Below are 24,241 nucleotides of genomic sequence, written 5' to 3'. Positions count from 1 at the left end.
TTATGCTTACTCAGGATTTACTAATATAAAAAATCCATCTAGGAGATTAAATAAGAAAAATAGCTAAAAATTAAAGATAAAATTCAAAGATAATATTTAATGTTTTTTTAAACTACCTTATAACCACAATTCCTACAAAAGATGTCTTTCTCATCCAATTGTTTTCCACAGTTAATACAAAAGACTTGCTTAGTTTTAAATCTTTCACCACAATTATTACAGAATATATCATCTTTTTCTACTTTTGAATTACAATTGGAACATAAATACTCAGGTGTTAATTTAGTTCCACAGTTAATACAATACAAATCCTCTTCCCCACATACATTTCCACATTTTTCACATCTATTTCTTGTTACAATATGGGCTTGCTGATTTAATTGAATATTATCTGTACTAATCATTACATCATTATCTCCAATTATTGGTTTACTGTAGAAATCAGTTTCATTTTCAATCTCAACAATTAAACCTCTCATCGTAGCTATCCTTTTATCATCAGAGGGATGTGTAGATAAAAAATCGATTTTATTAGGATTGTTTTTACTCATTCTTTCCCAGAAATTAGGTATATTGTGGATATTATATCCTGCCCAGTAAATAATAGCCATTCCTAAACGATCTGCTTCCAATTCCTGATCCCTTCCAAAAGGCATTAAAATAAGTGAATTATAACCAATATCTGCCGCATATGATAAATCAATCAAGCCATTACCTATTTCACCATGGCCTAAAAGAGCTAATCCAAGTCCACCAAGTCTTGTAAGTGTTGTGATACTGTCTTTCCTTTTTTCCTTACTTAACTTAGTTCTTGAATGATCAAGTAATGCATGGGCCATTTCATGACCTATGATAAAAGCTATCTCTTCTTCAGTACCTGCAATGGAAAACATTCCTGAATACATTACAATCTTTCCTCCAGGCATACAGAAAGCATTTACTGTATCACTTGATATTAAATGAAATTCCCAATCGTAATAATCCTCAATATAATCAAGCCTATTAATTTTTGCAAGATAATCTGTTACTGATTTAATCAAATTGTTAGCTACTCTCTGTAAAACCTGACCATAAGGTGTTTCATCAATGATTTTATTCTGTTGAATTATAGCATTATATTCAGCATAACATTCACCAAGAAACTTATCATCATCCAATATATCAAATGCCGCCTTTCCTGTAAAGGGATTAATTTCACTTCTATCATCTTTTCTCATATATTCACCCATTATTATTCTTAAAATAAACTATAGATTTAAAAATATATAAGATTTTATATTATCTTAAAAGAATTATTCCCTAAAAAGATTCATAATATATACATTTAGATAAAAAATATATGAAAAATTAAAAATTTTAAAATGAGTAATTCCTAAAATAAAAATAAAAAAAGAATTGTTTAAATCAATTATTAGTTTATAAATCTTAAAGATTTTATAAAACATAGCCTTCCTAAAATAGAAAAAACTAAAAAATGGTTTGAACCAAATATTAAACAGATTATAAAATTAAAAAGATTTAAATTATATTTTTAAGTAATTTAAAAAAATAAAAAAAGAATTGTTAAATTATTGAACCGGATATAAATTATATCTCATAGTTCTTGATTTAATATCATTAAAGTTATCATCAATTAGAAGTTCACCATCTTTAAACACAGTTCTTAAGATGTCCTCTCCAGGACTATCAATTGGAACTGTTTTAAAGTTTTGACCATCATATAATAATTTTAATCTTCCTTTTTTAGATTTTTTACTGTTATCTAATGGTTTCTTAAATATATCAAACCATTTACCATCCCTATATTGGGCGGAACATTTAAATGCAGTTCTTTGAGTATCACGGGTGACATCAGAATGTAATCCTCCACCCATACCAAATATAAGGTTTTCAGCTGCCCAATCATGGGCTTTAATACCAAACAGGATATCACGTATCTTATGGTAATTTAATCCGTCACCCCATAAAACACCGACATTGGCATTGAAAATCTTATAACCTTTATTATTTAAATGAGTACCAAATCCCTTTTCAATAATTTCAAGACAATCCAATGTAGTGGATACAGGTTCTCCACTATCTGGACGAAAAACAATTTTATTTCCTTCTTTTCTATCTAAAAATTTCTTAATCTCATTATTGAGCTGATATCCATCAAAGCAAGCATTTCTTAAAAAGTTCTTATAGTCATAACTGTCAATTACCATTGACAAGACACCGTCATGTGCACTTCTAACTACATTTATTGCCTGGTTTAACTCATTATCAGGACCTTGTGATGTCATTACACTATGTTCAGTTGCTTGAACTGAAAAACCTTCAATTTCAGGAGTATTATAATAATTAGGTGGAACTGTAAGTGCAACTAAGGTATCAGTGCCGGCAAAGCTAAGCAAATGTGCAGAACTACATAATTTTGCAGATTCAGTGGAACTGGCACCACGGTATCCGAAATCGTGTAACATGAATGGAAGATTATCCTTAGAAGATCCGGTTACATCAAGATAAAAATCGCATAATTTCTTGACCTCTGCAGACAATGTTGCAACGGTTGAAGGATACCATACCTGCTGGAGTAATGGTTCAAGATAGTTTGTTAACCAGAAACAACGTTTATCAGTATTTTCGACTGTCATTAAAACATTGCTTACATTTACAGGAGTTCCCTCAGGAACCGCCTTAATCTCAATTGGAAGTTTACCGTCAAGTTCCCTTGCAATGTACATCCAATCGTCATAATTAAATATTCCATCTCCAAGATGAACCTTCATAATCTCATTTGCTTCTTCAACCTTCTCTTCAGTTACAATATCTCCCACCAGGTATTTCTTAAGAATATATTGCAAACCATAGAAGATTGTTTTATTAAATTCCGCTCCGGTTCTATTTTCAAGATATGAATAGATTTTTTCAGTACCTTTTGGATAGAAATAGTGGTGTGTAATCTTATAACTATCTGTTAACAGACATATATTGTTTTCTATCATCAAATCACCATAAAATAATTTAAAAGCTTAATATTATTAAAGTGTTTTATAAATAATGAATTTCTAAAACCATTAATTTAGATAATATTCTAAAACAAAATAAATAAGAATTCTAATATTTAACTACTTAGATTAATCGTTTATACAATATTCACTACCCTCAATTTATCATATAATAATATTAATTTTATTTTATTAGTTACACTTAATATAATTATTTAAAAATTCAAAAATTCAAAGGAATAATCCCTTACAAAAGAAATCAATAAAAGATATGACTATTTAAAAATTCAAAATTACAAAACAAATCCATAAAGGGAGATTATGATTAAAATTTAAAAAAAAGATTCCATTTATATCATGCTTAAATTAAAACATGCTTTATATGTTTTTAGAAAAATTAGTTAAAAACCCTTAAAAAAAGAAAAAAAGACAAGAATTGTCTAAATAAAAAATTTAAATTTTATTTTCTTCTTCTTGGAATCAATAGGCATAATAAAGCAATTAAGAATGCCACTATAGGAAGACCAGTTGCTGGAGTTCCTTGAGCTATACCAGTTAAATTCTTTTCACTATTATGATCAACCGTATTGCTGTGGTTGTTTTTGTTGGTTTTATTATTAGTGTGATTAGTGTTATTATCTGTTTTATTTTCTTTAACACTAGTTGTATTGTTTGTAGTTATATTAACAGTTTCATTAGAACCTGCAATAACAATATTTGTATAATTTCCAGGTTTAACTGTATTAAATATAACTGTAAAGTTAGCTGATTGGCCGATACCTAAAGTGTTTAAATAGGTAAAGACATTATCATTTTTAACCCAATTGTCACCATTGAAACCTACATAGTTTAAACCTGTATAATTGGATTCCACAACATAAACACCGGTTAAGTTATAATCACCAGTGTTAGTAACAACAATAGTAAATGAGGTTAAATTACCTACAAATACATTTGGATTATTTGCTATCTTAACAACAGTCATATTAGGAGTATAAGCAGTAGTATTATTTGAAGAATTACTGAAAACATAATTTCCAACTCCAGAACTAACATTATTCACCAATACACCTGATTGGCTTGTAGTGAATATAATGGTTAAATCTGCAGTTTGGTTTGGTTCAAGAGTATCATTTAATATCCAGGTATTATTTTCAGGATTATATACCCAATTATATGTGGATTCAAATGATTTATAGATTAAACCATTACTGAAATCATTATCACGAACAAAGATTCCAGTTAAATTACAATTTCCATTATTCATAACAGTAATATTGAATTTAGCATCGTTTCCATTAAATACAACAGGTGTAAGTGTTTCCTTGACAACTGTTTCATTAGCACCTTCAGATAAACGGAATAAAAATGAATTTTGGGTTCCTTGAGGTGTTATAAGGAATTTGAAATCATAAATCCCAAATGTTCCGTTGTCTAAGACTTTAACATTGTTAGAGCTGTTAATTCTTAAACCTGAATTATATTTAGAAACTACATCCTGAATCATTGTATTATTACTGTTTAAATAATCGCCATCAGTTAAAATGTTTAACTCACTTTGTAATGATGTACCATTGTAATATTCATAAACTAATATTTTAAGTAAATCTGAGATGTCTTCTCCATTTAACCTGTTGAATATTGTATAATTATCAAAAACAACACCGTCTATAAGAGAATCAGAGAATTGTTCTGCACAGTAACCAAGATAACCGTTATCAAAGGTTGATTGATTTTCACTATAATTACCATTAACAATTCTATCGTTATTATAAGACAAGATCTTTAAAGAAGAGCTATTAGAATTAATAATATCAATCTTGTTTAAAGCAACAATTGCTTTATCGTCTTCTGAAATATCATCATTACTAAAACTGGAGTTAACAATTGTAGAGTTGATTGAATAAATTGTTGAACCAATTTTAGCATTATTGTTTTCAAAAGTGGAATTAACAACAGTTATATTATTCATACTTATTGCTCCACCATAATTTTGAGCAGTATTGTTTATAAATTTAGAATCGCTTATACTGTCATTTGTACCTCCACTAACAACGGCACCACCGTTATAATAAACAGCCTTATTATTAGTGAAATTTGATGACTCAATATTGTTATTGGTACTGTTAGGACTGAATAGTACCGCACCACCCATAATAGCAGAATTGTTATCAAAACTACTGTTTATGATTTGGGTGTTATTTGCAAAAGCATATACAGCTCCACCTTTAGTAAATGAAGAGTTAGTGTTATTAATTACATCTTTTCCATTATTGGTGAAAACAGAACCAATTATAGTGTTATTTTCTATAGCCTCATCAACATATGCACGGTATGCAATAGCTCCACCTCTTACAGCAGAGTTATTATCAAATGTACAATTAATTACTGAATTATTAGATCTAGTAAATAATATTGCACCACCTTTCTCATATGCCATATTATTTGAGAAGGTAGAATTGATAATCTTGTTTCCAATACCATTTAATAATAATGCACCACCACCCATAACACTATTGTCATATGCAATGTTATTTGTGAAATTGGAATTTACAATGGTTATAGGATTGGTACTACCACCAGCATATATAGCACCACCTTGATCATCAGCTACATTATTATTAAAACTAGAACCATTAATCAATAGATTTGATGATTCTTTATCATTAAATATTGATCCACCATAAGTAGCCCTAGATTTATTAAATGTAGAATTGATAATCTTAGTGTTGCTTCCCTTATTATAAATTGCAGCTGCATAAACAGCAGCATAACAATTTCTAAATGTGGTATTATCAAAGACAGTATTGTTTACTGAACTATCATATAAATATACCCCACCACCATATGTAGCCTGACACCTTTCAATGCAGGTGTCTTTAAAGACAGTATTGCTTACACTTGGATAAATGAATACTGCACCTCCGGCATTAGCATAACAATTTCTAAAAGTACAATTTCTAATCTTTAGATTACTCCTTTGAATCAATAATGCTCCACCATAACTTTTAGGAACATTCCCATTTATAAAGGTTAAACCGTCTAAGGTTACATTTGGTGATCTAATTACAAATATTCTATTTTTAGATTGACCATTAAATGTAGGAGTAGCACCTTCAGCAGCTTTAATAGTTAAAGATTTACTAATAACTAAATTTGTATTATTTTCACCAGAGAAAATCCCATCATTTATAATAATTGTATCGCCACTCTTACTAGAGTTTAGTGCTAAATTTAAATTATTATAAGGATTATCAACACTTCCATCACCATCAGTTGTAGTATTTCCCCCTACATAATAAACATTGGATTGATTACCTTGGGGATCTTCTAGATTAAGATTTGTATTATCACTAACAGTGGATGTAGCATATTGTGAATCTGATACATTATTTAAATTAGTATTATTATCTGCAGCAGAAACCGCCCCTACAGAAATTACAAGAAGAGTAAATAACAATAATAAAGTGAACATTTTATTCTTTAAAATAATTACGCCCCTTATAAATTTACAATTATTTTAAAAATAAATGAAGCTTTTAAAATTTGTTCTTATCTTTAAAATATCTAAAAATTATTAGAATTGAAATTCTAAATAATTTAAGTAAATATTAAATTAATAAATTGATTGATTAAATTTAAAATTAAATAAATTTAAAGTTATAACACAATTCTATAAAAATGTATAAAATCACGTGAAACAATAAAAAAATATTTAATTAAACCTATTATTCTATCTTAAATTATAGATTAAAATAATATTTACTATTAATTATTTATATTTACTTAAAAATAAATTTAATGGATTTTAAGAAATATTAAAAATAAACAAATAAAGATAAATATCTAAAAACAATTTAAATACCATAAAAATAGATTTTAAAAATTTAAAAAAAATAAGATAAAATATGTACAGTAAAATAATAAAATTAAAAAAAAGTTAAAATTTTTAAAAAAAATAGAAATGAAACTTTAAAGGGTTTATGTTTAAAACCAATCATTTTTAATTGAATTACACATGCCAACTTTAAAATAGCTTTTAAAAATAAAAGGTTAAAAATCTAATTTAATGTTTAATCTACCTGCAACAAAATGTATAATCTTGTTTAAACCTGAGAAGAAACCGTCATAATGTTTATTGTGGATGTTTGATATAAAATCCTCCATACGATCATCTAATTCCTTTCTATAAGAGGAGTTATTATAATCATGTTTTGTAAAATAATGGATTTGTACGGAGTAATTCCTATCCTCCCTTGTGAAAATATAGGTTACACCGATATTACTATTATTCGTTTTAGGTCCCCTTGAGGGATTCATAAAATACTGACGGGATACATTATTTCCACCTAAATCAACGGTACTAGTATTTAAAACCTTATAATTACCATGTTCCAAATGAGCTAATTTCTTCTCGGACACGGACGTTATACAGCCTTCTGGCCAATCATCCCACAAATCCCATACAACATAACGGTTAGTAATGGAATTATTGGTTTTAGCCTTATCTGTCCAATTTACCTGTTTTGTGGTATTCCATGCCTGTGGAACGTTTACGGTACTATCACCAAAAGTAATTCTATTCTCAGTACCCCAGGATAAAATACTATTAACCGTGCTTAAATTAGCAATCACATAAAGAAACATTATAACTATAATAAAACTGATCAACATGTCTTTTTTTCTCATTTATTCACCTCTAAAAATATTAATTATCTTCTTCCTCATCTTCCATACCTTTATGAGAGGTTTTAGTCCATCTTCTCTCAACCCTCGTAATCATAACCCACATTGTTTTAAAGAACAATGGAATCAGGTGGAAACAATAAAGCCAATATTCAACCAAGTCTATAATAAATCTTTTAAATTTCTTATCATCACGTAAAAGTGAAATGGTTATTCCCGGGAAAAATCCGATAGCTGAGATAAAACCGATTATCAAAGGTGCCTCCATACGTATTACAGTCGGAATATGTAGTATAAACCATGCAATTATATTTACGATAAATATAATAAAACCAACGAAAATGAATAAATTAAATGCATAATTACTGATATGTGAAATGATACCTATTTTTTTAAAGAGAGGTAATTTACAGGTAAGAATTCTTGAAAAATACACAAACAATGTTTCAAAATTACCCATAGCCCAGCGAACCCTTTGTCTCATGAAGTCACCCCAATTATCGACAGCCTCCTGATAAACAGCAACTTCCGGACAATATCTAATCTCACCACCATTAATCAATATCTTAACACTTAAATTTAAATCCTCAGTAACAGCAAATCCGTCCCATTTTCCAGATTTAATAATAGCATCTTTTTTAACAAACTGACCATTTCCACCAAGAAAGCCATTAAATTTAAGATTGTCCTTAGCCCTAAGTATATTTCCAAAGCCTGCAAATTCCACATCTTGCATATTAGTTAAGAAATTTTTATCCCTATTATACATCCTTACACGTGACTGAACACCCTGTACCTTAGGATCATTTAAATAGGGTATTAATTTCTCTAAGAAATCGGGATGTACCTGGGTATCTGCATCAAATACCCCTACAACAGATCCATTAGCCAATGAAAGAGCATCGTTAAGTACAAACCCTTTACCTTTACCTGCTTTAGGTGGTCTACGAGTAATTATTCTCAAATTAGGGATTTCCTTCTTAAGATCAGATAAGATTTCACCGGTTTTATCCTCAGAACCGTCATTTACAACAATAATCTCAAAGTTAGATTTACCTTTATAATTATAATCCATGCCTCCAATGCTTCTAACAGTTGATTCGATAGTGTATTGTTCGTTATGTGCCGGAATAATAACGGAAACAAAAGGAGGTATCTCATATGGAGTTGGCTCAGTCATTTTAAATAGACTCACAATTGCTAAAAATATCATCATTACAGAAGGAATAAATATAATCCATTGAAGGAATGTTACATTACGAGATATAATACCATCTGCAATAAGAATCACAGAAAGTACTAAAAGCAAAGTAGAATATAATTTTTCAATCCCTAATTCTATATTCTTCTCAGTCATCTTAGATTTAACATTAATTACAGATTTAACATTAGATTCATGCTTTTTAAGAGCAACTTTAATAACAAATTTAATTTCTTCAGGAGAATAATCTTCAAATATAAAACCATAGTTTGTTTCTATAAAACTACTATAATCTAAACCATCATCTAAATTAAAAATATAGATTATTGGTATATCTAATTTATTGATAAGTTTACCTAACTCTTCACCTTTCAATTTACCATGGATATCTAAACTTAAGAATACGATATCCGGAGTGTTTTCTTCAATAAAGTAAAGAGCCTCTTCACTATTGTCAGAAACACCTAAAAAAATATAATGTTCAGCATTTACGGTTTTTTTAATATTATCAATAGCTATATTACTTTTAGAAACAACATATACAGTTGGAATCCTTTCATGCTGTTTTTCAGTAACTAAACCATTATTACCATTATAGACAGTTATAGCCAAATCATCTGTCTTATTTGCATTATTTAATGATGAGATTTCATTATTAGCTATTTGATAAATAACATCATCATCAGTACCATCCATATTAACTGTATCATTATCATTTATACCACTAGCACCATTATCAACATCCCCATCTGCACTAACAAGATCATCATCATTTATACTGTTAGTACCCTTACTAACATCATCATCGACATCAATACCTTTATTGTTCATATCCCTGTCTGCAACAACAATATCCCTATCTTTATCCAATATTACACCTCCTTTTAGTTTTTTATTTAAATAAATAGATCCATTAAAAATGAAAAACCATATTAAATCAATTGAAAAAAATACTATTAAATCTTTAAAATACTTAACATTAATAAAGCAATTATAGAAAAAATCTAATTTTTATCAGTGGTTGGCTAAAAACTAACAAATATTCATAAAAAGGACCTTATAATAGATAATTTTGTATTTCAAGTAGAATTCCATATGTAAAAATTTAAATTGTAGTGAACCCTATTAAAAATAACAAATAATATTAAATTAAATTAAATTAAATTATTCCAATAATAAAACAGGAAATTTCATTTATATTATTAGATTTATTTAAAAAATACATTTATATAAGTATATTTAATAAAGTAATTAAAGTTTTATATTTTACAAAAATAAGGTTTTAAAAATTTTAGGATTGAAACAATCACTTCATTTGAAATACAATTTGCTTAAAAAAAAGAGATATCAATTTTAAAAAAAAATATTTTTCTTGAATCCTTCAAAAAATAAAAAAAAAATAAAAAAAATTTATTTACCTTTTACAAAACCCTGAGCCATATTAAGTTTTTCAGCATCAACTTTAGAACGTTTAATTGCAAAGTCAACATTTAGACCAATCGTACGTTTATTAAAGGGTTTTGTAATAAAGCCATAGGAAGAGCTTTCCAAGACTTCATTAAAAGTATTATCATCAGAGTATGCAGTTAGAAAAATACAAGGCAAATTAAGTTCTGAAAGCCTTTTGGAAGCATCAATACCAGTCATCTCACCTTTTAGATGAATATCCATAATAGTTAAATCTGGTGATAATTCCGCTGCAAGATTAATCGCATCTTTACCATTATCAGCTATGCCTACAACATCATAACCCAACTCTTCCAGTGTAAATTTTAAATCCAGTGCCGTAATTGACTCATCTTCTACAATTAATATAGTATTTTTCATAAATATCCTTCCAACAACATTTTAAAAAAAAATATTATTTATAAATTTTAAGATTTAACCCAATCCGAATATGAAAGATTATTTTTAAAAAAGATGAAAATGAAAAATTAAAAAAATCAAACTTTGAAAAACAAATAATATTAATCAAATCTTAAAAAATATATTAATTTTTTAAATGATTGTTTAAATATATATTTGAAAAAAATTACATCTAATCAATCAATGACCTAAATTAATAATAAAATACATTCCTCTTAAATATATCTTATTATTAATAAAAGTATTTGAAAAGCTATATTCTTAAAAATGATTTAATTTAAGCTTTAAAGAAAATTTGAATTAAAATCGTTTATTTTAAAGAATATTTTCATAAAAAACATTTAAATCAGATATAATAAATAAATTTACAATATTAATATATAGATTTCTATTTAAATAGTTATCTATTTAATTTTTTAATAAATTACATATTAGAGTATATAAACTCATTTTAAAAACAAAAATAATTAAACAGTTACAAAAATTATAAAAAAATTGATAAAAATTAAATTAACAACCCTAGAAAAAAACCTTTTTTAAATTAAATGAAACTGAAAGAAAAATACAATAACTAGAAAAAGAGTTTATTTGTTTCAAGAATAATTAAAAAATAGAGTAATTACTTACAGATAATAAAAAAATAGAAAAAAACTAATAAAATCATCAAAATAAAGTTAAAAAATCAATCTAATGTAATTAAAAAAAATAATTAAAAAATTACTTATTTAAAAGTTCATTAATCTTCTCAAATAAATCTTCAAAAACGAAAGGTTTACTGACAAAAACTAAATTCTCAGATTTAATAAAATCATCAAGTTTTTTATCATGATCAGTTCCAGAAATAATAATAAATTTATAACCATCCTTTTTAAACTTATTATAAAGATCAATTCCAACAAATCCAGATTTAAGTTTTAAATCAGTGATAATCAAATCTGGTTTCTTCTCGGAAATGATTTTTAATGCATCATGATAATCATCTGAATGATAAACAGTAAAACCTTTATCTTTTAATTTGAAACATAAATCTAAAGAGATTATTGCTTCATCTTCTATGACCAATATTGTTGTTATTATAACACCCCCAACAGATCAAATATTATCATAAGGGAAGCGGATTTCACAAGCAAACCCTTTATCAGAATCAATAACTTCAAAATCCCCATCAACTTGTCTAGTTAAAGAATTTACAAGAATCTTACCCAAAGAGTTTTTAGATGATTTTCCCTGTAAACCTATACCATTATCCCTATAGTTGAAGAGAAGAACATCATTTTCACCTTTTAAACTACAATAAATTTCCTTTTTACCTTCAAAATCATCAGGAAATGCATATTTGATTGTGTTTATAATTAATTCATTCAAAACTAAGGAGAAGGGCATGATTGATTGTATATCTAGATTTAAATCCTCATCAATATCATATTTAAAGTCAATTTTCCAAGGAGAATATAAATCTAAAAAAAGAGATTTAAACTGCTTAAAAAAACTAGACAAATTTACACGACCAAATACATCACCTGAGTAAAGTTTTTCATGCACAATTGACATTGATGAAATAAATAACTTCATAGATTCAATAACTTCACTATCAGCGTATCCAAATCTTTGTTGCAAATTAATTAAACTATTTAAGATTTGTAAATTATTTTTAACTCTATGATGTACTTCTTTAAGCAATAAATCCTTATGATTAGATGTTTCAATAAGTTCTAATTTATCTTTAATAATTCCTTTATCATGTAAAACAACTATCAATAATGAAGGTTCACCATCAATAATAATATTTGCAAAATATATTTGTAAACAAAGAATCAAGTCACCAGTATCATAAAAAATATTATCCATAAAAGCAGATTGAAATTTAGATTCCTTTATATCCCTTAATAATTTACGTATAGAAACATTAAAATCATTATAATCAATAAATCTACTAATTAAAATGTTTATAAATTCATCCCAACCAGATTTTTCTATAATATCCTCATCTATTTTAAATAGGTTATAAAAATTATCCTCATACTGAACTTTACGATCCTTCCATGTAATACCCAAAAATGAAATAATTTCATTAACCTGGTCATTAACAGCTAAATGAACATTGAAAAATGGCTTAATATATTCAACTAAATCTTCTTTATCCTTATATTCATATTTCATGAACATCCCCATTTAACTAAAAAAAATTTGTAACAAAACCTAAAAATAATATTTTTAATATCAGAATAAGATTTTATTGTTTATACTATATAAATATTTTATAAACTAAATATTCAGACAAATAAAAAAAATGTATACTTATTAATAAAAATAATTCATTAAAACCGATTAATATACAAATAATTTATACAATTCATAAATATTAAACAAAATTTATAATATATCAAAAGTTTATAAAAAAATTAAATATAAAGTGTGATTTTTAGACATGTGAATATATATGTAAAAATTTTAATCCCTATAAAAAATATTTTTAATTAACATAATAGAAAAACAAGATTCAAATTGAATTTTAATATTAAAAATTAATTATAAAAGTTTTAACAGATATAAATAAATAAAAAACAAGAATATGGAAAATATTAATTACCGTATTAAAATAAATACAATATTAAAGTTATAATCAATTAGTGAGGAAAGACAATGTGTACTGCAGCAAATTATTTATCAAAAGATCATTATTTTGGACGTAATTTTGACTATGAACTATCATACAATGAGAAAATAACTATAACTCCAAGAAATTATCCTTTAGAATTTAGAGTTGAAGATACAATAAACAGCCATTATGCATTTATTGGAATTACAGCAGGTATTGAAACCTATCCACTATATTATGATGCTACAAATGAAAAGGGATTAAGTGTAGCTGGTTTAAATTTCACAGATTTTGCAGACTATAAAGAAGTAGATGAAAATAAAACCAATGTTGCATCTTTTGAATTTATTCCTTGGATTTTATCACAATGCAAAGATGTTAAAGAAGCAAGAAAACTCTTAGAAAATCTTAACATTGTCAACATCCAATTTTCCGATGAACTTCCAAACTCATCACTTCATTGGATTATTTCAGATAAAAATGAATCCATAACCGTTGAGACAGTCAAAGAGGGTCTTAAAGTTTATGATAACCCTGTAGGTGTTTTAACAAACAATCCCCCATTTGATAAACAGTTATTCAATTTAAATAATTATAGATACTTATCCAGTAAAACACCGGATAACACATTTAGTGATGATTTAGATTTAATGGCATATAGTCGGGGAATGGGAGGTTTAGGTTTACCTGGGGATTTATCCTCAATGTCCCGTTTTGTAAAAGCAAGTTTTACCAAAATGAATTCACTATCCAGTGAAGATGAACTTGAAAGTGTTAGTCAGTTCTTCCACATTCTTGGATCAGTTGAACAACAAAGAGGCCTTGCATTTATTGAAGAACCAGATAAATATGAAATCACTATTTATTCATCATGTGTAAATACAGATAAGGGAATCTATTATTATAGAACCTATGAAAACAGTCAGATTAATGCAGTTGATATGCATAAAGAGGATTTGGATTCTGAAAGTTTAATTTCATATCCTTTAATTAACAAACAGAATGTAAACTATCAAAACTAGATTAATATTAAAAAAAATTTTTATAATTATTTTTTAAACTTTTTTTTAAACTATTTATAATAAATCCAATAATTCAAATAAAAAAAAATAACTCTTATTTTCAAATTTCCAATTAAAAAAAAGAATTAGAAAAAACAAAAAATAAGCAAAATAATGAAACTATAAAAATAATTTCATTTAAAGGGATACACCTGATTCAAACTCTTCATTGATCTTTTCAAGCCATTTAGCGATTTTAATGTTCTGTGGACATAATTTAGTACATTCACCACAGGCATCACAGTCTGCAGCAGAGCCAAACTCTTCACCCATTGAAAGAGTTGTATAATATATTGGAGCGTTAGCTGCATCGACGCCTTCCCTTTTTGAATCATTGTATAATCTAATATATTTTGGTATTGGAATATTATGTTCACATGCGGGAATACAATAATTACAATCAGTACATGGAATAACCACATCATTATTAATTAAAATAGATGCCTCACCTATCATATAAGACTCATCTAATGTTAAAGGCTTAATATTCTCAAAGATATTAAGGTTATCCCTCATTTGTTCAATACTACTTACACCGGACAAAATAACCATAGGATCCAAACCAGCACAGAACTTAAATGCCCATTCAACTGGACTGATATCAGGATTATATCTTTTAAATAAAGAGTCTACAGAACTAGGAATATTTACCAACATTCCACCTTTAATAGGTTCCATTATAATAAGTTCCTTACCATACTCTTTTACCAAATTACAACATTTCCTTGCTTCTATTGAATCACTATCCCAATCAAGATAATTAACTTGCAATTGTACAAATTCAATCTCAGGATGTTCATCTAATATCTTTTTAAGGAATTTGGATTTGTCGTGTAATGAAATTCCAATATGCTTAATTTTACCTTCCCTCTTCTTATCCACTATAAATTGAAAAGCATCAGTATTTTCTACAGCTTTCCTTGTCCATGTAGAAACATTGTGTAACATATAATAATCAAAATAATCGACACCACATCTTTCCAACTGTTCATTGAAGATTGGTTCTAATTGTTCCTTCTTATCAATAGAAAACATAGGCAATTTATCTGCAATAATCACATCTTCACGAGGATATCTCTCAATAACTGCTTTTCTTAATGTAACTTCACTTAATCCCTTATGATAAGGATATGCCGTATCAAAATAATTATATCCCTTTCCAATATATTCATCTACCATCCGATTAACTTGTTCCTGATCTATACTAGTTAAATCGTTTTCATCTAAAAGAGGTAACCTCATTAAGCCCATACCAAAAAGTTTCATAAAATCACATACCTTATTAAAATCATATATTTTATAATACTGACTAAACACTCAGTAATATAATATTAAGATATAACATATATAAATATTACCAAACCTAGTAAAAATAGCCAAAAAATAATACAAGAATTAAAGAATCAATAGTATGGAAACATGTTACGGTAGGTTTTTTGTCAAAAAATAATACAAGAATTAAATAATCAGAAAAATAATTAAAAAGATTAATCATCTTTAAGGCTAACTCCTTTCCATAGGAAATCAAAGCCAATCTTTTTAATTTTATCCACGTCAATATCAGGATCATCATTAATAAAGTTTACAGTTGCTGTAACATCATGAAACATGAAAACACTAAATAATCCAAATGGCTCTTTAACTTCACCTTTTGATTGAAATTTATTATAAACATTAGAGAAGAATTTACCTTGATTAAACAGTTCTTCCTCAAATTCTTCACTTACCAATGTAGATCCTTTAGATTGAACGATGAAATTATATTCGTAAGGTTTCATTAATGCATAGTCAACCATCCTATTCCACACTTCAATCATCCCCCTTTTAAAATCTTTTTTCTCTTTTAAATCCTTAACATAATCAATAAAATCTTTATTAGCATATAAAAGGGCCTGACGGAATAGGTCTAACTTTGTTGGAAAATAAATAAATAAGGTACCTGCACCTACATTAGCCTTCTTTGCAATACTTGCTGTAGTAGTATTACCATAACCATTTTTAGAAAATAGTTCTATTGCAGATAAAAGTATCCTTTTCTCTTTATCTTTCAAAATAATCAACCTTTTATAAATAAGTTTTTTAATATGATAATATTATAAGTTAATGATATATAAAAATTATAGATTTAAAAAGAAAAAAATAGAAAAAGCTGACTAAAAAATTATTTAAAACTAAAAGTCAACTCAAATTAATTTTAAAAATAAATATTATATTTTTAGCCAACTAAAATAAAATTAAATAAAAAATAATAATAATAATAATTAAGTTAAATATTTTTCAAGAAATATGAAATCGAACTTTAAAGCTAATTCTGGTATATATTCAAATTTATATGGAGTATACCCATTTTTCTTATAGAAGCTTATGTTTTTGGTACATAAGGAATTTGTAAACAACTCTGCTCTTTCTGCATTTGATTCTGCTTCAATAGTATTAAGTAAAGTACTACCTAATCCGCAGTTTTTCAATTTAGGATCAACAAATAACTTACTAATATGGACTGTATTGTCCTCAGTTACACTTCTGACAGAACCTACTATTTTACCCTCGTCATCTGTAGCTTTTAAAATCAAACCATTATCAAACTCTTCCTGTACATTGGATACAGTTTGATGGAGAGGTTCTATAGAATAATCCTTAGTTTTTCTAGCCTGAGTTATAAATGCCTTATATTGTAGATCTAAAATTTCCTCTATGTCATTATATTCAGCTCTTTGAATTTCCATTTTGAATACCTCACAAATTTTATGTATTCATAGAATGATAATATTAAAAATCATCATATATAAATGTGTTTATTTTAAATGGAAAAAGATAGAAATTTTTTATACATAATATTAAGCTGTGTATAAAATTTTATTAAAAAATAAGAATATCCGTATAAAAATTAAACAAACATAAAAAAATAAAAGTTGAAAAATAAGTTAGAATAGAAAGTTTTAATTCTATTTTTTAACAGTTCCCCTATATCTTAGAGGTTTAATTTTGACTTAATATCAACCTCGGAATCAGAGGAGGTGAATCTTACTCCAGAAATAAATTCTGCACCTGGTGCAGATGGTTCAAGTTCTGGAATTGTGTTTCCAAGGCTGCTTCCACCTGAGGTATAAGATACAACAATCCTTTTACCGGACAAATCATATTCCTCAAGGAAACTATTGATTATCTTAGGTGCTACATACCACCATATTGGAAATACCAAATAAACTGTATCGTATTGATTAATATCATTTACCTTTGTGGATACTTTTGGAATTTCCTTACCATCCCTTTCTTTAACATTACGGCTCTCAGAATTTCTATAATTCAAATCATCTGAGGAGTAAGGTGTTTCTGGAAGGATTTCAAATAAATCTCCATCAACAACATTTGCCAATTTAATAGCGGCATTTTTACTGGTACCAGTACATGAGAAATATGCAACTAAATTGTTTACCATAATATCACCTTTTTAATATTATTTAAAAATGAGTGAATACTCAGTTATATAAATTAATTTCAACATTACTGTATATAAAGTTTTTTAAAAATTAAAAGAAAATTTTATAAACAATATTAGAGTCACCAAAAAGAGGATAAAAATAAGAAAAAATTCAAACTAAGAAAAATAAGAATCAAATGAATGGAAAATCTAAAAACAAAAAACAATTCAATGTTAGAATTGGAAATTTGAAAATCCAGAAAATAAAAAAAATAATCTAATTAAATATCTAAAAAAAAACTAAAAAATAATCAATAATTTAATAATCCAATAATCTAAAATAAATTATTTAAAAATCAGAAAAACATTAAAATAACTTAAAGATAATCTAAAAAGAGAAAATAAAAAAGAGAAGTGTTTAGTTAGGGTCAACACCTAAAATATGTACAGCACAAGTACCTCCGGTACCACCTACATTATGAGTAAGTCCAAGTTCTGCACCTTCCACTTGACGTTTTCCAGCTTCTCCTCTTAATTGCCATACAACTTCAGCTGCTTGAGCAATACCAGTTGCACCTAATGGGTGGCCTCTAGCTTTTAAACCACCTGATGGGTTAATTGGATGATCACCATCAATTCTTGTTTGGCCATCTGCAATAACTTTTCCACCTTCACCTTTCTTACAGAATCCTAAATCTTCAACAGCAAGTAAACCGTTAATTGTAAAACAATCATGTACTTCTGCAAGATCTATATCTTTTTCAGTTACTCCAGCTTGTTTATATGCTTTTCTTGAAGCATAAACAGTAGAATCGATAGTAGTCATATCTCTTCTATCATGAAGTGCAATAGTACCTGAAGCTTGTTGTGAAGCTTTCACATAAATTGGAGTATCAGTATATTTCTTAGCATCTTCAGCAGGACATAAAACAACAGCAGCAGCACCGTCAGAAACAGGTGAACAATCAAATAAAGTTAAGGGATCTGCAACCATTGTTGAATTTAATGCCTTATCTACAGTAATCTCAAATGGGAATTGTGCCCTAGGATTGTTAGATGCATTGTGATGAGCAACTACTGCAAATTCTGCAAGTTGTTCTCTTGTAGTACCATATTCATACATATGTCTTTTTGCAATCATTGCATATAATGAAGGGAAAGTTGCACCTTGCTGAGCTTCCCATTCCACATCAGAAGCTGTTGCAATAGCAGGTGTAGCATCAACAACATCAGTCATTTTTTCAACACCAGCAGATACAACAACATCATGATATCCTGAAGCTACAGCTAAAATACCTTGTCTCAATGCTAAGCTTCCAGATGCACATGCTGCCTCAACTCTTGTACATGGAATTGGATTTAAACCCATATGATCAGATATAAGTGATGCGATATGTTCCTGATTTACAAATAAACCTGATGACATATTACCAACATACATTGCATCAATATCATCCCCACCAATATTAGAGTCTACAATAGCTTCAATACCAGCATCTGCAACAAGGGATCTAAATGATGAATCCCATAATTCTCCAAATTTTGTTTGTGAAACTCCTATAATTGCTACATCTCTCATTGTAATACACTCCTATGACATTCTAATTTTACCTTTATATTTAGCATAAACTGCATAATCAACATAATGTTTCTCATTAAGATAATCATCAGTTTTAGGAGCTAAATCTCTAACTTCATCAATCCTATCATTTACTTCAATAGTGAATGCATCACTACCAGCACCTGAACCATAACTTACTACAAATATTTTATCTCCAGGTTTTGCAATATCTAAAATATGTGATAAACCTAAAGGAACAGCACCGGAATAGGTATTACCAATATAAGGTGTTAATAAACCTTGTTCATATTGTTCTGGTTTAAATCCTAAGGTTCTAGCAGCTCTAATATAGAATTTACCATTAGGTTGGTGGAAACAGCAATAATCATAATCTTCCGCACTAGTTTCAGACATTTCTAACATTCTTTTTGCTGCACCAAATACATGTTTATAATATGCAGGTTTACCAGTGAATCTTCCACCATGTGAAGGATAAGTCTGACCTTCTCTTCTGTAAAAATCAGGAGTATCTGTAGTAAAACTGCAGGTTCTTGTAATATCTGCAATTGTATTTTCCTTACCAATTATATAAGCAGCTCCTCCAGCAGATGCAGTATATTCTAATGCATCACCAGGTGCACCTTGAGAAGTATCTGCACCGATAGCTAAACCATATTTAATCATATCAGATCCAACTAAACCCATATTCATTTGAATACCTGCAGTTCCTGCTTTACAAGCAAATTCTAAATCTGCAGCAGTTAAATTTGGAGTTGCATCAATTGCATCTGCAACAATAGTAGCAGTTGGTTTAACTGCATATGGGTGGGATTCAGATCCAACATATACTGATCCAATATCTTTTGGATCTATTTGAGCTCTTCTTACTGCATTTCTAGCAGCCATAACTGCAATAGTAACAGCATCTTCATCAGGAGCAGGTACTGATTTTTCGTTAACAACTAAACCTTTCTTATATTGTTCAGGTTCATCACCCCATACTTTAGCAATTTCTTCAACCTTAATCCTATAAGAAGGTACATAAGCACCATAACCTACGATTCCTACCATAAAATCACACCGTTTTACAAATAAATTAAATCAAATTAAAATTCCATAAAGTTTTAATCATTATTCAACTATTTAAAATAATATCATTATAATCTATTAAAAAATCTTGAAATTTAAGTTATATATCTTAGCTAAAAAATTAACTAAATATTTATATTAATATATTATAAGTTTTTTAAACATATAAAATTATATGTTTTTTAAGGAAATTAAATAAAAAATCCAATCTATAAAAATTTTCCAATATATTAAAAATTAAAAATGAATTTAAATTAACAATTCCATAGAATAATTAATATATTTTATAATGAATCACCTAAGAGATAAGAATCACATCTTAATCTTTAAAACATTATTAAATTCCAATATATTCATTAGTTAAATCTATTGATTTAATAAAACAAAGGATGACATCTCATTAAATCATAAAAAAATAAATATAATAAGGAATTTATATTTATAATCCGAAAATAAAATAATAATCATTGAAAATCATGATAAATTATTTTAGTTACAAAAATTTACTTTTAACCGTAAAGTATTTATATAACCTCTAACCCACTTCTATATGTAGATGTTTATTTTTAGATAATTTTTTAAATTTTTTTAAAAAAACTAACAAGGGTATAAACCATTATGTTATAGTATTAAAATAATTGAATGAGATGGTTATATTCCCTAAATACAAACATCAAGCAAAATTAAAGTCTAATTAGATAATTCTATTTAGATAATGATTATAAGAATTATTTTAAATATTGAGGTGAAATTATGGCACAACAAGGTCAACCAATATTCATTTTACCTGAAGGTACTAACAGGTTATTAGGTAAAGATGCACAAAGAAATAATATTTTAGCTGCTAAAGTTTTAGCTGAAACCGTAAGAACTACATTAGGTCCAAAAGGTATGGATAAAATGTTAGTAGACGGACTTGGAGATATTGTAGTAACTAACGATGGAGTTACTATCTTAAAAGAAATGGATATCGACCACCCTGCAGCAAAAATGCTTGTTGAAGTAGCAAAAACACAAGAAGATGAAGTAGGAGACGGAACTACTACTGCTGTTATCATTGCAGGAGAATTATTAAAACAATCTGAAGAATTATTAGATATGGATATTCACCCAACCATTATTGCAATGGGATACAGACAAGCTGCTGAAAAAGCTCAAGAAATTTTAGATGAAATTGCAATAAGTGATATTGATACTGAAACCTTAGAAAAAGTTGCAATGACTGCAATGACCGGTAAAGGAACTGAAAAAGCTCGTGAACCTCTTGCAAAATTAGTTGTTCAAGCTGTTGAACAAGTTGAAGAAGATGGAAAAGTAGATACTGACCACATTAAAATTGAGAAAAAAGAAGGTGCAGTTGTCGAAGATTCTGAATTAGTACAAGGTGTAATTATTGATAAAGAAAGAGTACACCAAGGTATGCCTTCAGAAATTGACGGTGCAAAAATAGCTATCTTAAACTCTGCTCTTGAAGTTAAAGAAACCGAAGTAGATGCAGAAATCAGAATCACAGATCCAAATCAAATGCAAGCATTTATTGAACAAGAAGAAAACATGTTAAAAGAAATGGTTGCAAAAATCTCCGATGCTGGAGCAAATGTATTATTCTGTCAAAAAGGTATTGATGACTTAGCTCAACACTACTTATCAAAAGCAGGAATTTTAGCTGTAAGAAGAGTTAAAAAATCAGATATTGAAAAATTATCAAGAGCTACCGGTGCAAACATCATCAGTAATGTTGAAGATTTAACTAGTGATGATTTAGGTGAAGCTGGTTCAGTAATCGAGAAAAAAGTCTCTGGTGAAGATATGATCTTTGTAGAAGATTGTAAAGAACCTAAAGCAGTAACCTTACTTGTAAGAGGTAGTACCAAACATGTTGCAGACGAAATCAAAAGAGCTATCGAAGATGCTATTGGTGTAGTTGCTGCAACTATTGAAGATGGTCAAGTAGTTGCTGGAGGAGGAGCTCCTGAAGTAGCTATTGCAAAAAGATTAAAAGACTATGCTGAATCAATCAGTGGAAGAGAACAATTAGCTGTAAATGCATTTGCAGAAAGTTTAGAAGTTGTACCAAAAACTTTAGCTGAAAATGCAGGTATTGACAGTATCGATTCATTAGTAGATTTAAGAGCTGCTCATGAAAACTCAACCACCATGGGATTAAATGTATTCAATGGTAAAGTCACTGATATGAAAGAAGCTGGTGTTGTAGAACCTAAACGTGTCAAAAAACAAGCTATTCAATCTGCTTCCGAAGCTGCTGAAATGATTTTAAGAATCGACGATGTTATCGCATCTTCATCAGAAGGACCTGACCCATCCCAAATGGGCGGAGCTCCTGGAGCAGGCGGAATGCCACCTATGATGTAAATATAAAGGGATTACAAACACGGAGATAGAATCCTTCTATCTCTACCTTTTTTATAGAAAAATATCTTTAACCAAGCAACACTTATTTTAATATCCATTTTCTGATTTTAACCTAATATTAAAGTTTACAGTAAAGAATTTTAATATGTAAGATTTTAATTTTAAAGACCATTACTAATTTTTATAAAAAAAATATAATAATTAAAAGTTTAAAATCAATAAGCTTTAAAAATTATAAGTATAATATAAACTATATTATATTGTTAATCTAATTCTAAATTTAAACAATAATTAAGGTAATAATTATGAGTGCAAACGATAACCAAATGTCAGATAAAGACTTTAAAGAAATTAAAGAAAAAGAATCAGACGAACTAGTTCTTAACTGCCGTAAACCTGAAGGAGAACTTGGAGAGAAAATGATTCAAAGAATGAATAAGTCCCATGAAAACTTAGCACAATGGGGCGTAAGTCATTTAAACGTATGTGAAGATGATGACATATTAGACATTGGTTGTGGTGGAGGAGTTAATGTTAAAAGGTTTGCAGGTATGACTAACGGAAAGGTCTATGGAATAGACTACTCCGAGACTAGTGTTAAGGAATCTGAAAAATACAATAAAGAAGAAATTGAAAAAGGTCAAGTTAAGATACTTCAGGGATCTGTTTCAGAACTTCCTTTTGATGATGAAAGTTTTGATATTGTAAGCGGATTTGAAACCATATACTTCTGGCCAGATCTTTTAAACGATTTTAAAGAAATTCACAGAGTCCTTAAAAAAGATGGTGCAATTTTCATCTGTAATGAAGAGAGGAAAGATGAGGGACTAGAAGAAAGAATGGGAAATAGAATTGAATTATTGGACATGACTATCTTATCCGAAGATGAACTTGGTGAAATGTTAGCAGAGGCAGGCTTTAAAGACGTTACAACATTTACCAACACCAAAACAACATATTTATGTGCAATTGGTAGAAAAGAATAATCCATTTAAAAAAACTATTTCATTCAATTATTTTTTAAAATATTTTTATTTTTCCTTTAAATATTTTTTAAAAATATATAATACTCCTTTTTTATTATTCTAAATTTAAATACTTCTAAAAATAAATAAACCTATTTTTATTATTCTAAATTTAAATACTTCTAAAAATAAATAAACCTATTTTTATTATTCTAATTTTAAACATTTCCAAATATAAAAAAAATCATCTTTTCATTTTTAAAAATTTTAAAATAAAAAAAAAAACAATATCCAATTTTTCCCGTTTTAAAATATTTTTTAAACATTTAAAATTAAGAATCTATATTAAAACTATTTTCTATATAATTGTATTCAATTTGAAGTAATCCCCAGAACAAGCCATAAAAGCTTAATCTAAAAAATATTGAA

17 protein-coding genes are annotated in these 24,241 nt (G+C 27.8%); 3 read left to right on the top strand and 14 right to left on the bottom strand.

Features of this window, described 5'->3' with window-relative positions; translation table 11 throughout:
• Positions 1 to 107: 107 nt before the first annotated feature.
• From ABM4_RS02875 to ABM4_RS02840, 8 genes are all read right to left on the bottom strand, one after another.
• The gene (locus ABM4_RS02875; RefSeq protein WP_016358177.1) at positions 108 to 1,217 is read right to left on the bottom strand and encodes a M48 family metallopeptidase; all 1,110 of its coding nucleotides are present in this window, start codon (positions 1,215 to 1,217) and stop codon (positions 108 to 110) included.
• 351 nt (positions 1,218 to 1,568) lie between these two features.
• Positions 1,569 to 2,987 carry a nicotinate phosphoribosyltransferase gene (locus tag ABM4_RS02870; RefSeq protein WP_016358176.1) on the bottom strand — a complete coding sequence of 473 codons (1,419 nt, stop codon included), beginning with the start codon at positions 2,985 to 2,987 and terminating at the stop codon, positions 1,569 to 1,571.
• Positions 2,988 to 3,450: 463 nt separating this feature from the next.
• Positions 3,451 to 6,450 carry a right-handed parallel beta-helix repeat-containing protein gene (locus ABM4_RS02865; RefSeq protein WP_198008272.1) on the bottom strand — a complete coding sequence of 1,000 codons (3,000 nt, stop codon included), beginning with the start codon at positions 6,448 to 6,450 and terminating at the stop codon, positions 3,451 to 3,453.
• A 593-nt stretch (positions 6,451 to 7,043) separates the two neighbouring features.
• Positions 7,044 to 7,679 (bottom strand): hypothetical protein, encoded by a 636-nt coding sequence (locus ABM4_RS09045; protein ID WP_016358174.1) that lies wholly within the window; start codon positions 7,677 to 7,679, stop codon positions 7,044 to 7,046.
• 19 nt (positions 7,680 to 7,698) lie between these two features.
• A complete protein-coding gene (locus ABM4_RS08890; RefSeq protein ID WP_016358173.1) occupies positions 7,699 to 9,747 on the bottom strand; it encodes a glycosyltransferase in 2,049 nt (682 codons plus the stop codon).
• Between the two features lie 540 nt (positions 9,748 to 10,287).
• Positions 10,288 to 10,704, bottom strand: a complete 417-nt coding sequence (locus ABM4_RS02850; protein ID WP_016358172.1) for a response regulator — start codon at positions 10,702 to 10,704, stop codon at positions 10,288 to 10,290.
• A 756-nt stretch (positions 10,705 to 11,460) separates the two neighbouring features.
• Positions 11,461 to 11,805, bottom strand: coding sequence for a response regulator (locus ABM4_RS08710; protein WP_016358171.1), 345 nt, complete (start codon positions 11,803 to 11,805; stop codon positions 11,461 to 11,463).
• Between the two features lie 30 nt (positions 11,806 to 11,835).
• A complete protein-coding gene (locus tag ABM4_RS02840; protein ID WP_016358170.1) occupies positions 11,836 to 12,903 on the bottom strand; it encodes a sensor histidine kinase in 1,068 nt (355 codons plus the stop codon).
• A gap of 483 nt (positions 12,904 to 13,386) precedes the next feature.
• Between ABM4_RS02840 and bsh the strand changes: the two genes are divergently transcribed.
• Entirely contained in the window at positions 13,387 to 14,364 is a 978-nt protein-coding gene (bsh, locus tag ABM4_RS02835; RefSeq protein ID WP_016358169.1) for a choloylglycine hydrolase, read from the top strand.
• A gap of 177 nt (positions 14,365 to 14,541) precedes the next feature.
• On the opposite strand, the gene ABM4_RS02830 is transcribed toward bsh, so the two are convergent.
• From ABM4_RS02830 to ABM4_RS02805, 6 genes are all read right to left on the bottom strand, one after another.
• Complete coding sequence (locus ABM4_RS02830; RefSeq protein ID WP_016358168.1) at positions 14,542 to 15,669, bottom strand: aldo/keto reductase; 1,128 nt, start codon at positions 15,667 to 15,669, stop codon at positions 14,542 to 14,544.
• Positions 15,670 to 15,890: 221 nt separating this feature from the next.
• The gene (locus tag ABM4_RS02825; RefSeq protein ID WP_016358167.1) at positions 15,891 to 16,454 is read right to left on the bottom strand and encodes a TetR/AcrR family transcriptional regulator; all 564 of its coding nucleotides are present in this window, start codon (positions 16,452 to 16,454) and stop codon (positions 15,891 to 15,893) included.
• Positions 16,455 to 16,664: 210 nt separating this feature from the next.
• Entirely contained in the window at positions 16,665 to 17,129 is a 465-nt protein-coding gene (locus ABM4_RS02820; protein WP_016358166.1) for a GNAT family N-acetyltransferase, read from the bottom strand.
• Between the two features lie 245 nt (positions 17,130 to 17,374).
• Entirely contained in the window at positions 17,375 to 17,842 is a 468-nt protein-coding gene (locus ABM4_RS02815) for a flavodoxin (RefSeq protein ID WP_016358165.1), read from the bottom strand.
• Positions 17,843 to 18,242: 400 nt separating this feature from the next.
• Positions 18,243 to 19,403 carry a thiolase domain-containing protein gene (locus ABM4_RS02810; protein WP_016358164.1) on the bottom strand — a complete coding sequence of 387 codons (1,161 nt, stop codon included), beginning with the start codon at positions 19,401 to 19,403 and terminating at the stop codon, positions 18,243 to 18,245.
• A gap of 12 nt (positions 19,404 to 19,415) precedes the next feature.
• On the bottom strand, positions 19,416 to 20,456 hold the full coding sequence (locus ABM4_RS02805; protein WP_016358163.1) for a hydroxymethylglutaryl-CoA synthase: 1,041 nt from the start codon (positions 20,454 to 20,456) through the stop codon (positions 19,416 to 19,418).
• 771 nt (positions 20,457 to 21,227) lie between these two features.
• On the opposite strand from ABM4_RS02805, the gene thsA reads away from it, so the two are divergent.
• Positions 21,228 to 22,847 carry a thermosome subunit alpha gene (gene thsA / locus ABM4_RS02800; protein ID WP_016358162.1) on the top strand — a complete coding sequence of 540 codons (1,620 nt, stop codon included), beginning with the start codon at positions 21,228 to 21,230 and terminating at the stop codon, positions 22,845 to 22,847.
• Positions 22,848 to 23,152: 305 nt separating this feature from the next.
• Positions 23,153 to 23,833: a class I SAM-dependent methyltransferase gene (locus ABM4_RS02795; RefSeq protein WP_016358161.1), complete on the top strand. Its 681-nt coding sequence runs from the start codon at positions 23,153 to 23,155 to the stop codon at positions 23,831 to 23,833.
• Positions 23,834 to 24,241 lie beyond the last annotated feature (408 nt).

The sequence above is a fragment of the Methanobrevibacter sp. AbM4 genome, assembly GCF_000404165.1.
Taxonomy (GTDB): Archaea; Methanobacteriota; Methanobacteria; order Methanobacteriales; family Methanobacteriaceae; genus Methanarmilla; species Methanarmilla boviskoreani.
This window is presented reverse-complemented; position numbering and strand designations above follow the sequence as displayed.

Bases quoted from the DNA above. Each gene is read 5' to 3' on its own strand.
- ABM4_RS02870 (WP_016358176.1), bottom strand. From the start codon at position 2,987: ATGATAGAAAACAATATATGTCTGTTAACAGATAGTTATAAGATTACA.
- bsh (WP_016358169.1), top strand. From the start codon at position 13,387: ATGTGTACTGCAGCAAATTATTTATCAAAAGATCATTATTTTGGACGT.
- ABM4_RS02840 (WP_016358170.1), bottom strand. From the start codon at position 12,903: ATGAAATATGAATATAAGGATAAAGAAGATTTAGTTGAATATATTAAG.
- ABM4_RS02795 (WP_016358161.1), top strand. From the start codon at position 23,153: ATGAGTGCAAACGATAACCAAATGTCAGATAAAGACTTTAAAGAAATT.
- ABM4_RS02830 (WP_016358168.1), bottom strand. From the start codon at position 15,669: ATGAAACTTTTTGGTATGGGCTTAATGAGGTTACCTCTTTTAGATGAA.
- ABM4_RS09045 (WP_016358174.1), bottom strand. From the start codon at position 7,679: ATGAGAAAAAAAGACATGTTGATCAGTTTTATTATAGTTATAATGTTT.
- ABM4_RS02875 (WP_016358177.1), bottom strand. From the start codon at position 1,217: ATGAGAAAAGATGATAGAAGTGAAATTAATCCCTTTACAGGAAAGGCG.
- ABM4_RS02810 (WP_016358164.1), bottom strand. From the start codon at position 19,403: ATGAGAGATGTAGCAATTATAGGAGTTTCACAAACAAAATTTGGAGAA.
- ABM4_RS02805 (WP_016358163.1), bottom strand. From the start codon at position 20,456: ATGGTAGGAATCGTAGGTTATGGTGCTTATGTACCTTCTTATAGGATT.
- ABM4_RS02815 (WP_016358165.1), bottom strand. From the start codon at position 17,842: ATGGTAAACAATTTAGTTGCATATTTCTCATGTACTGGTACCAGTAAA.
- thsA (WP_016358162.1), top strand. From the start codon at position 21,228: ATGGCACAACAAGGTCAACCAATATTCATTTTACCTGAAGGTACTAAC.
- ABM4_RS02850 (WP_016358172.1), bottom strand. From the start codon at position 10,704: ATGAAAAATACTATATTAATTGTAGAAGATGAGTCAATTACGGCACTG.
- ABM4_RS02820 (WP_016358166.1), bottom strand. From the start codon at position 17,129: ATGGAAATTCAAAGAGCTGAATATAATGACATAGAGGAAATTTTAGAT.